The organism is Lentzea albidocapillata subsp. violacea (genome assembly GCF_900100275.1).
GTDB lineage: Bacteria > Actinomycetota > Actinomycetes > Mycobacteriales > Pseudonocardiaceae > Lentzea > Lentzea violacea.
In genome coordinates, this window is record NZ_FNET01000048.1 from 1 (window position 1) to 8,531 (window position 8,531).

The 8,531-nt window shown below is 65.2% G+C and carries 7 protein-coding genes; 3 read left to right on the forward strand and 4 right to left on the reverse strand.

Annotated features, from left to right (window positions below; translation table 11 throughout):
* Nucleotides 1-305: 305 nt before the first annotated feature.
* Entirely contained in the window at nt 306-1,193 is an 888-nt protein-coding gene (locus BLR21_RS41335; RefSeq protein ID WP_090015568.1) for an aldose 1-epimerase family protein, read from the reverse strand.
* Between the two features lie 38 nt (nt 1,194-1,231).
* Between BLR21_RS41335 and BLR21_RS41340 the strand changes: the two genes are divergently transcribed.
* Together BLR21_RS41340 and BLR21_RS41345 are read left to right on the forward strand one after the other, a co-directional pair.
* A complete protein-coding gene (locus tag BLR21_RS41340; RefSeq protein WP_090015569.1) occupies nt 1,232-2,008 on the forward strand; it encodes an MBL fold metallo-hydrolase in 777 nt (258 codons plus the stop codon).
* On the forward strand, nt 2,005-2,721 hold the full coding sequence (locus BLR21_RS41345) for an AAA family ATPase (protein ID WP_256335262.1): 717 nt from the start codon (nt 2,005-2,007) through the stop codon (nt 2,719-2,721). Before BLR21_RS41340 ends, BLR21_RS41345 begins: the two co-directional genes overlap by 4 nt.
* A 2-nt stretch (nt 2,722-2,723) precedes the next feature.
* On the opposite strand, the gene BLR21_RS41350 is transcribed toward BLR21_RS41345, so the two are convergent.
* Complete coding sequence (locus BLR21_RS41350; RefSeq protein WP_090015570.1) at nt 2,724-4,118, reverse strand: APC family permease; 1,395 nt, start codon at nt 4,116-4,118, stop codon at nt 2,724-2,726.
* An 80-nt stretch (nt 4,119-4,198) separates the two neighbouring features.
* Between BLR21_RS41350 and BLR21_RS41355 the strand changes: the two genes are divergently transcribed.
* A complete protein-coding gene (locus tag BLR21_RS41355) occupies nt 4,199-4,993 on the forward strand; it encodes a hypothetical protein (RefSeq protein ID WP_090015571.1) in 795 nt (264 codons plus the stop codon).
* Here the strand turns inward: BLR21_RS41355 and BLR21_RS41360 are convergent.
* Both BLR21_RS41360 and asnB read right to left on the reverse strand, forming a co-directional pair.
* Nucleotides 4,977-6,239, reverse strand: coding sequence for an MFS transporter (locus tag BLR21_RS41360; RefSeq protein WP_256335263.1), 1,263 nt, complete (start codon nt 6,237-6,239; stop codon nt 4,977-4,979). The two genes, BLR21_RS41355 and BLR21_RS41360, sit on opposite strands and share 17 nt — an antisense overlap.
* 59 nt (nt 6,240-6,298) lie before the next feature.
* A complete protein-coding gene (gene asnB, locus BLR21_RS41365; protein ID WP_090015572.1) occupies nt 6,299-8,233 on the reverse strand; it encodes an asparagine synthase (glutamine-hydrolyzing) in 1,935 nt (644 codons plus the stop codon).
* Between the last annotated feature and the right edge of the window lie 298 nt (nt 8,234-8,531).

Sequence of the window (8,531 nt, forward strand, 5' to 3'; positions counted from 1 at the left end):
CGCCTGCGCTACTGCCCACGCACCCAGGCCTACCTGCAACGACGCACCGAACAAGGCCTCACCAAACGCGACATCATCCGCTGCCTCAAGCGCTATATCCTCCGCGAAGCCCACACAGCGATCATGAAAGACCTCGCACTCACTGCTTGACATCTATAGGAGCGTCAGGCGTGCCATCAACCCGCAGGCGGCGCTACCCCCTGATCAGATTGCCGGGGGTCTGGGGGCAGCGCCCCCAGGGAAAGCACGCAACGCAAGGTCGCCGCCCGCAACCCAACCACCAACAAAACCCGCGACCAACGCCCTCACCCCAACGGCCGAATCCCCCACCGAGCCCCCCAAGACTCCCCAGGAGAAACCCAAATCAAATCAACCCCAGAATTCAAAGCATCCGGCGGACAGGTCATAGGCTCAACAGCCACAGCCCGCCCCCGCCCAGGATAGGAATCAGGCGTATAAACCTGAACCCAAGAAAACGCCGGATCAGCCCAAACCTCAACCCCACCCCCCTCAGCAACCAACGAGTGATGGATCAGCCCATCCCCAGAAGGCTCACACCCCCCAAACGGAGTGTCCAACCGAACCCCACTCAACCCCCGCCCCGACCGAAAGTCGTAAGACGTCCCCTCAACCGGTACAGCCACCCCAGAAGGCACCATCCGCGCGGTATCCAACGGCAAAACAGTAGTAGCAGCCAACGTCAAAGTGCACGAATCGGTAGGAGCATTCCCAGCCCGCGGATACGGATGCGTACCAACACCAAACGGCGTGGCAACGTCCCCAATATTCTTGACCCCATGCGTAACAGTCAGCCCACGATCATCCAGTGCATATGACACCGTGACACGCAAAGCAGCAGGCCACCCAGCCTGAGGTTCGATGGTCGCAACCAAAGACACCAACGACCCGGTGTGCTCCAAAACGGCCCAAGGACGACGCCGCACAAGCCCATGGATAGCGTTCCCACGCGCAGGCTCGGTGACATCGAGCTGCTGCCGAACCCCGTCCAGCACCCAAGAAGCACCGGCGGTCCGGTTGGGCCACGGCACGAGCACGGCCCCGGCGCTCATCGGGGGTTTCTCGTCGGCGCCGAATGTCTCCACGTACGGAACGCCGTCCACCTCGAAAGACCGCAGCCCCGCGCCTACAGTCGTGATCACGGCGGTGGCACCCTCGTACGAGATCCCCAACATGAGGCTGAAGCCTACGGGGCCAGCGGAAGGATTTGCCCATGAAGGTTCATCACCTCAACTGCGCCACGTTCCGGCCTCCCCTGGTCGCGGGCGGGCTCGTGGCCCACTGCCTGCTGATCGAGACCGACCAGGGCCTGGCGCTGGTCGACACCGGCTTCGGCACGAACGAGGTGACCAACCCGAAGGCGACGATCGACGGTCTGAGCCGCAAGCTGCTCAACCCGGCGCTCGACATCACCGAGACGGCGATCAGCCACGTCGAGAAGCGCGGTTACACGGCCGACGACGTGAAGCACATCCTGCTGACCCACCTCGACCTCGACCACGCGGGCGGGCTGCGCGACTTCCCCAAGGCCACCGTGCACGTGCTGGACACCGAACTGGAAGCCGCGACCAACGCGCGCGGCACCAAGGAGCGGGCGCGGTACCCGAAGGCGCAGAGGGACGGCGTCAAGTTCGAGACGCACAAGGCCGAGGGCGAGGACTGGTTCGGGTTCCAGGCCGTCAGGAGCATCGCCGGCCTGCCGGACGAGGTGCTGATGGTGCCGTTGATCGGCCACACCCGCGGCCACACGGGCATCGCGGTGCAGTCGGACGACGGCTGGCTGCTGCACGCGGGCGACGCGTACTTCTACCGCGGCGAGGTCGAGACGCCGCCGAGCAACATCTTCGCGCTCAAGCTCACCGCCAAGCAGACCGAGACGATCCGCGAGCAGCGTCTGTCCAATGTGGAACGCCTCAGGGAGCTCAAGGCGAGCGGCGAGGCCGAGGTGTTCTGCGCCCACGACCCGGTCGAGCTGGCACGGCTGGCGTGACGTTCGTCCAGCACGTCCGCCTCGACCAGATGCACGACACGCACCGCTACCCGTTCACGCTCCCGGTCGTCCAGCATCTGATCAGAAGGCCGCTGGAACTGAAGGCGCCCATCACGTTCCTGACGGGCGACAACGGCACGGGCAAGTCCACGCTGGTCGAGGCCATCGCGGTGGCGGCGGGGTTCAACGCCGAGGGCGGCACGCAGTCGTTCCGCTTCGCGACCAAGGCGACGGAGTCGTCACTCGGGGACTACCTGACCCTCAGCTGGGGCACGAGAAAACCCAGGACCGGGTTCTTCCTGCGCGCCGAGTCGTTCTACAACGTCGCCACCGAGATCGACCGGATCGGCGGAGGGATCCACGCGTCGTACGGCGGGAAGTCGTTGCACGAGCGGTCGCACGGCGAGAGCTTCATCGACCTGATGAACCACAGGTTCGGCAGCAGGGGACTCTACATTCTCGACGAACCAGAGGCCGCCCTATCGGTCAAAGGCTGCCTGACGGTCCTGAGGCGCATGCACGAACTCGTAGAAGAAGGTTCGCAGTTCATCATCGCCACGCACTCGCCGATCCTGCTCGCGGCACCGAACGCCACGATCCTCGAGATCACCGACACGATCGACGAGGTTTCCTACGACACAGCGGAACCGGTCCGGCTCACCCGCAACTTCCTGGGTGAGCCGGACCGGTTCCTCAAGCACCTACTGGACTAGAACTACTTGCCGAGCTTCTCCGGGTGGATCTCCACCTTGCCGTGCAGCACGCGGTTGATGCCCCACAGAACCAAACCGGCGAGCAGCAGCCAGCCCGCGATCTTGTAGTCGTCGATCGGACGCCCGGACGTCCACGGGATCGCGAGGTACGCACACGTGATCGCGCCGAGCACGGGCGCCCACGTGGGTGCCCGGAAGTGCTTGTGCTCGGACGGTTCCCGGCGCAGCACGAGGCACGCGACGTTGACGATCGTGAAGACGATCAGCAGCAGCAACGACGTGGTACCACCGAGCTTGCCGATGTCGGCGGTGGACACCAGGATCACCGCGACGCCGGTCGTGAAGACGATCGAGATCCACGGCGTGCGGCGGAACGGGTGCACGACACCGAAGAACTTCGGGATGATCTTCTCGTTCGCCATGCCGTACAACAACCTCGACGCCATCAGCATGTTGATCAGGGCCGAGTTGATGACGGCCAGCAGGCCGATCAACGCGAAGACCCACAGCGGGAAGCCGGGCGCGCCGACGGTGACGACCTTCAGCAACGCGCTGCTGCCGGCCGTCGCGAGCTCGTCCGCCGGGATCAGCAACGACGACGTGATCGCGACGAGGACGTAGATCAGGGCCGCGATGCCCATGCCCCACAGCATCGCGCGCGGGAAGATCTTGACCGGGTTGCGGCACTCCTCGGCCATGTTCACCGAGTCCTCGAAGCCGACCATCGCGAAGAACGCGAGCGCCGTGGCCGAGGTGACCGCGAGCATCACGTTGCTGCCGGACGGGACGTCGATCTCGGTGAGCCTGCCGGGGTTGCCGTCGCCGTTGACGACCGCCCACGCGCCGATCAGGATGATGATCACCAGACCGGACAGCTCGATGCAGGTCAGCACCACGTTGACCTTGACCGACTCGGACACGCCGCGGAAGTTGATGACCGCCAGGGCCGCGATGAAGATGACCGCGATACCGGTGATCGCCAGCGACTCCGGGCTGAGCGCGACGTCGAAGAACGTCACCAGCAGCTGCCGCAGGTACGTGCGGCCGAAGGCGAGCGCGGCCGCCGAGGCCGACGTGATGCCGGAGCACATGACCGCGAACGCGACCATGAACGTCAAGAAGTGGATCTTGAACGCTCTGTTCGTGTACAGCGCGGCGCCGGCGGCCCTGGGGTACTTGCCGACGAGCTCCAGGTAGCTGAACGCGGTCAGGAATGCCACCACGAACGCGAGCAGGAAGGGCAGCCAGAGCGCGCCGCCGATCTTGCCTGCCACGTTGCCGGTGAGCGCGTAGATGCCGGTACCGAGGATGTCGCCGACGACGAAGAACAGCAGCAGCTTCGGGCCGATCGCCCGTTTCAGCTCTGGTTGCTCCGTTTGTGGAGTCGCTTCAGCCATGCCCGAAGATTCTGCCCGTTTCGCCTGGCCACCAGCACGAACGGACGCCTACCTCACCCGTTTGATGTAACAATTGCCCGATGAGACTCGCGGCAATCGCGATCATCGCCGCCGTGGCGCTGACCGCCTGCTCCTCGTCCGAACCCGCGAGCGAGAACCAGTCCCAGCACCGCGACGTGAAGAGCCTGGTGGCCGCGGTGACCAAGACCGTCGGCGAGAAGGGTTCCTACCGCTTCTCCGTCACGCCACCGCCCACCGGAGGTGGCGTGCGGGCACCGTCGAGCGGCAGCGTGCGGCTGGGCGGCGAGGTCCCGAGCATGGACGCGACCACCACCCGTCCCGTGCAGACCGGCGGCGAGGCGGTCGACCTCCGGCTGGTCTCGACCAAAAAGGACACCGCGTTCGTGAAGCTGCCCGCCGCGGTTTTCGGGCTGCCGGCCGACAAGCCGTGGGTGGAGCTGGACCGCAGGGTCGACGACGACTTCACGACGACGTTGCTGGGCTTCCACGACGTCGTCTACCAGCAGGCCGCTTTCACGACGTACCACCTGCCGGTGATGCAGGCCGGTGGCGAGCTCAGGCTGACCGCGCAGGTCGGCGGCAACACCCGGTACTCGATCGCCGTCGACTACCGGAAGGCGTACGACAAACTCACCGACGAGGGCCTGAAGGCCGAGGTCAAGCTCGCGCTGGACCAGAAGGTCCCCGGTTCGACCGGCGAGATCGAGCTGGACGGCACCGGCCTGCCGATCCGCATCACCTTCTACACCGAGTTCCAGGGCGTGCGGATCGTCGACGAGGCCCGCTTCTCGGACTGGGGCTCCGACGTGACGATCGCCGAGCCGAACCCGGCGGAGATCAGCTCGCGGAACTGACCCGGTAGCGCCAGATCGCCGGCAGCAACGCCACCATCGCGACGGACGCCACGACGACCAGCAGGCCACCGACCGACACCGCCGCGGCCGTGCCGAACGCCGCGCCACCCGTGCCGTGCAGCAGGTCCGCGATGCGCGGCCCACCGGCCACGACGACGATGAAGACGCCCTGCATCCGTCCGCGCATCTCGTCCGTCGCGGCGGACTGCAGGATCGCGCCGCGGAACGCCATCGACACCATGTCCGCCGCCCCCGCGAGCGCCAGGAACGCCGCCGCGCCCCACAACGAACCGGCGAGACCGAAGCCCATGATCGCGAGACCCCAGCCCACGACGGCGAGCGTCAGCGCGACGCCGTGCCGGCTGACGTTGGAGATCCAGCCGGACGTGAGACCGCAGATCACCGCACCGACGGGAATCGCGGCGAACAGCACGCCCAGCGCGAACCCACCACCGGCCGGGTCGCCGAACGTGTGCTGGGCCATCTCCGGGAACAGCGCCCGCGGCATGCCGAACACCATCGCGATGATGTCCAGCAGCATGCTCGCCATCAGCACCTTCTGCGCCCAGAGGTACGTGAACCCGGCCAGCACGTCCTTGAGGCCGGCGCGCCGGATCACCCCGTCGAGCGGGGGCATCGCGGGCAGCTTCCACACCGCGTAGACCGTGACGGTGAGCGCGATCGCGTCGACCAGGTAGAGCGTCGAGAGCCCGACGACCGGTATGAACGCGCCCGCGAGCAACGGCCCGAGCACCGCACCGAACTGCATGACGGTCGACCCGAGCGCAGCCGCGGAAGGCAACAGCTCGGCCGGCACCAACCGGGCGATCGACGCCGAACGGGCGGGAGCGTTCGCCGCGAAGAACACCTGCTGCAGGCCCAGCAGAGCAATCACCAGCCACACCGAGCCGACGTTCATCGCAGCCTGCGCCCACAGCAGCACCGACGAGACCGCGATGCCGATGTTCGTGACGAGCAGCAACTTGCGACGATCGACCGTGTCCGCGATCGCGCCGCCCCACAGCCCGAACACGAGCAGGGGCACCAGCGCCACACCGGCGGCGATGCCGACCCACGCCGAAGACCCGGTGAGGTCGTAGACCTGCTTGGGCACGGCAACGGCGGTGAGCTGGGAGCCCACCGCCGTGATGATCGTGGAGATCCACAGCCGGCGATACGCGACGATCTTCAACGGCCGAGTGTCGATCACGAACGTCGAGCGCGCGCTTCTCCCCACGGTGGCCACTTGGTTAGCCTATGACAACTAACAAACCCTTTACGTGGAGGTGTCACCAACACCACTAGTCAGAGGCGGACGGGGTACACCGGCTCCGGCACCTTCGGGCTGATCCGGCCCTCGACGAAGATCCCGTGCCAGATCATGAAGCACAGCACGCTCCACAGCTGCCGGCTGCGGTCGAACTGCTCCGACTTGTGCTCGGCAAGCAGGTCCATGACCGCGTTCTTGTCCAGCAGATGGCCGGTCTGCGAGTCGTTGATGATCCCGCGCGCCCAGTCGTACATCTCCGCACGCAACCAGTGCCGGATCGGCACCGGGAACCCAAGCTTGGGCCGGTTGAGCACATGCGCCGGAATGATCTTCGCCAACGCCCTGCGCAGCGCGTACTTGGTCGTACCTTCGGTGAGCTTCTGGTCGAGCGGCACCTCGGCCGCGACCCGGAACACCTCGGGGTCGAGGAACGGCACGCGCAGCTCGATGGAGTTCGCCATGGTCACCTTGTCGGCCTTGACCAGGATGTCGCCACGCAACCACGTGTAAAGGTCGATGTGCTGCATACGCGCGACCGGATCCCACGACTCCGACTCGCGATACCAGGGCGCCGTAACGTCCTGAAAACCAATGCCCTCGACATAACCGGGAAGCACAGCACGCACCTGCGCGTCACTGAAGTTGCGCGCGTTGCCGTAATACCGCTCCTCGAGCTTGAGCGCACCCCGCCGAAGCAGGTCCTTGCCGCGCACACCCTCCGGAATGGACTTGGACACAGCACCCATCAGCTTGCGCACACCGCCAGGCACCTTCTCGAAGGGCGACAAAGACAGCGGCTCGTGATAAATCACGTACCCGCCAAACAACTCGTCCGCACCCTCACCCGAAAGCACAGCCTTGACGTACTTACGCGCTTCCTTCGCAATAAAGTACAACGGCACCAACGCCGGGTCCGCCACCGGATCGTCGAGGTACCAGATGATGAGCGGCAACTCCTCCATCATCTCGTCCGCAGACACAGTCCGAACGACATGCCGCACCCCAATGGCCGCCGCAGTCTCCGCGGCAACATCAACCTCCGAGTACCCCTGCCGATCAAAACCGCTGGTGAACGCGATGAGGTTAGGGTTGTGCTGCTTGGCCAGCGTAGCCGTGGCCGTAGAGTCGATACCACCAGAGAGAAACGCACCGACCGTAACATCAGGGTCGGAAATCATATGCTTGGCCACCGAGTCACGCATCACGTCGGCAATGCGCTCATACAGCGCCTCAGCCTCGTGCGCCCCATTCACCGGCCGCGGCGAGAACACGGGCTTGAAGTACCGGTTGAACAGCACCTGCCCACCAGGCGACACCTTAAAGGACGTCCCGGACTCAACCCGCCGAATCGCCTTGTGCAACGACTCAGGCTCAGGCACATACTGAAGCACCAGATAGTGCTGCAACGCAGTCTGATCCAGCTCCTGACTGATCCCAAGGACCCCGGTGAGCTGCAACAAACTCTTCTTCTCGGACGAGAACCCAACCCCACCGGGCCCAGCAGCCCAGTACAACGGCTTGATCCCAAACGGATCCCGAGCGCCGAAAACCACCCGCTCCTGCGCGTCCCAGATCATGAACGCAAACATGCCGCGCAACATCTTGACCCAGTCAGCACCAAGGTAGTGATACCCAGCGACGATGGCCTCACCATCACCGTTAGTCCGGAAGTTGGCCCCGAACTTCCGCATGAGCTCAGCCCGGAGCTCCTTGTAGTTGTAGATCTCGCCGTTGAAGTTCAACGTGTACCGCGTCGGGTTCTCCGGCGGCCCCCACACAAGCGGCTGATGGGAGTGCTCAAGATCAATAAAACCAAGCCGGTTGAACCCATAGACAACCTCGGCATCAGCCCAGGTGTCCTGCTCGTCGGGCCCACGGTGCCGCTGGCAGCGCAGTGCTGAGGCCACAGAGGCGCGCGCGGAGACCGCGGCGGCTTCAGTGGAACAGATGAGTCCGAGCACTCCGCACACGTGAAATCGCACCTCGTAGCTAGCCGTAACTGAAATCCCAGTATGCCGAAGCCGGGATCGAACATCGTCCCCAGCCTGAGGACGCCCAAGCCACCGCCCAGGTTCACCGCGAAGCCGAAGGCAAGCCGTCCTTACCGCGCGGGCCAGGCGGTGGGGTCCCATCACGAGTCGCGCCATAGCTCTTGCTGCATGCAGGTAGGGGTGTCAACTCGACACGCTTTTCGTCGAGTTGACACCCCTACCTGCATGTGGCCCGCTCTTGGCTCGGCTCGTGATGGGACCCCACCGCCAACGCAAC

Bases quoted from the DNA above. Each gene is read 5' to 3' on its own strand.
- BLR21_RS41335 (WP_090015568.1), bottom strand. From the start codon at position 1,193: ATGTTGGGGATCTCGTACGAGGGTGCCACCGCCGTGATCACGACTGTA.
- BLR21_RS41340 (WP_090015569.1), top strand. From the start codon at position 1,232: ATGAAGGTTCATCACCTCAACTGCGCCACGTTCCGGCCTCCCCTGGTC.
- BLR21_RS41350 (WP_090015570.1), bottom strand. From the start codon at position 4,118: ATGGCTGAAGCGACTCCACAAACGGAGCAACCAGAGCTGAAACGGGCG.
- BLR21_RS41355 (WP_090015571.1), top strand. From the start codon at position 4,199: ATGAGACTCGCGGCAATCGCGATCATCGCCGCCGTGGCGCTGACCGCC.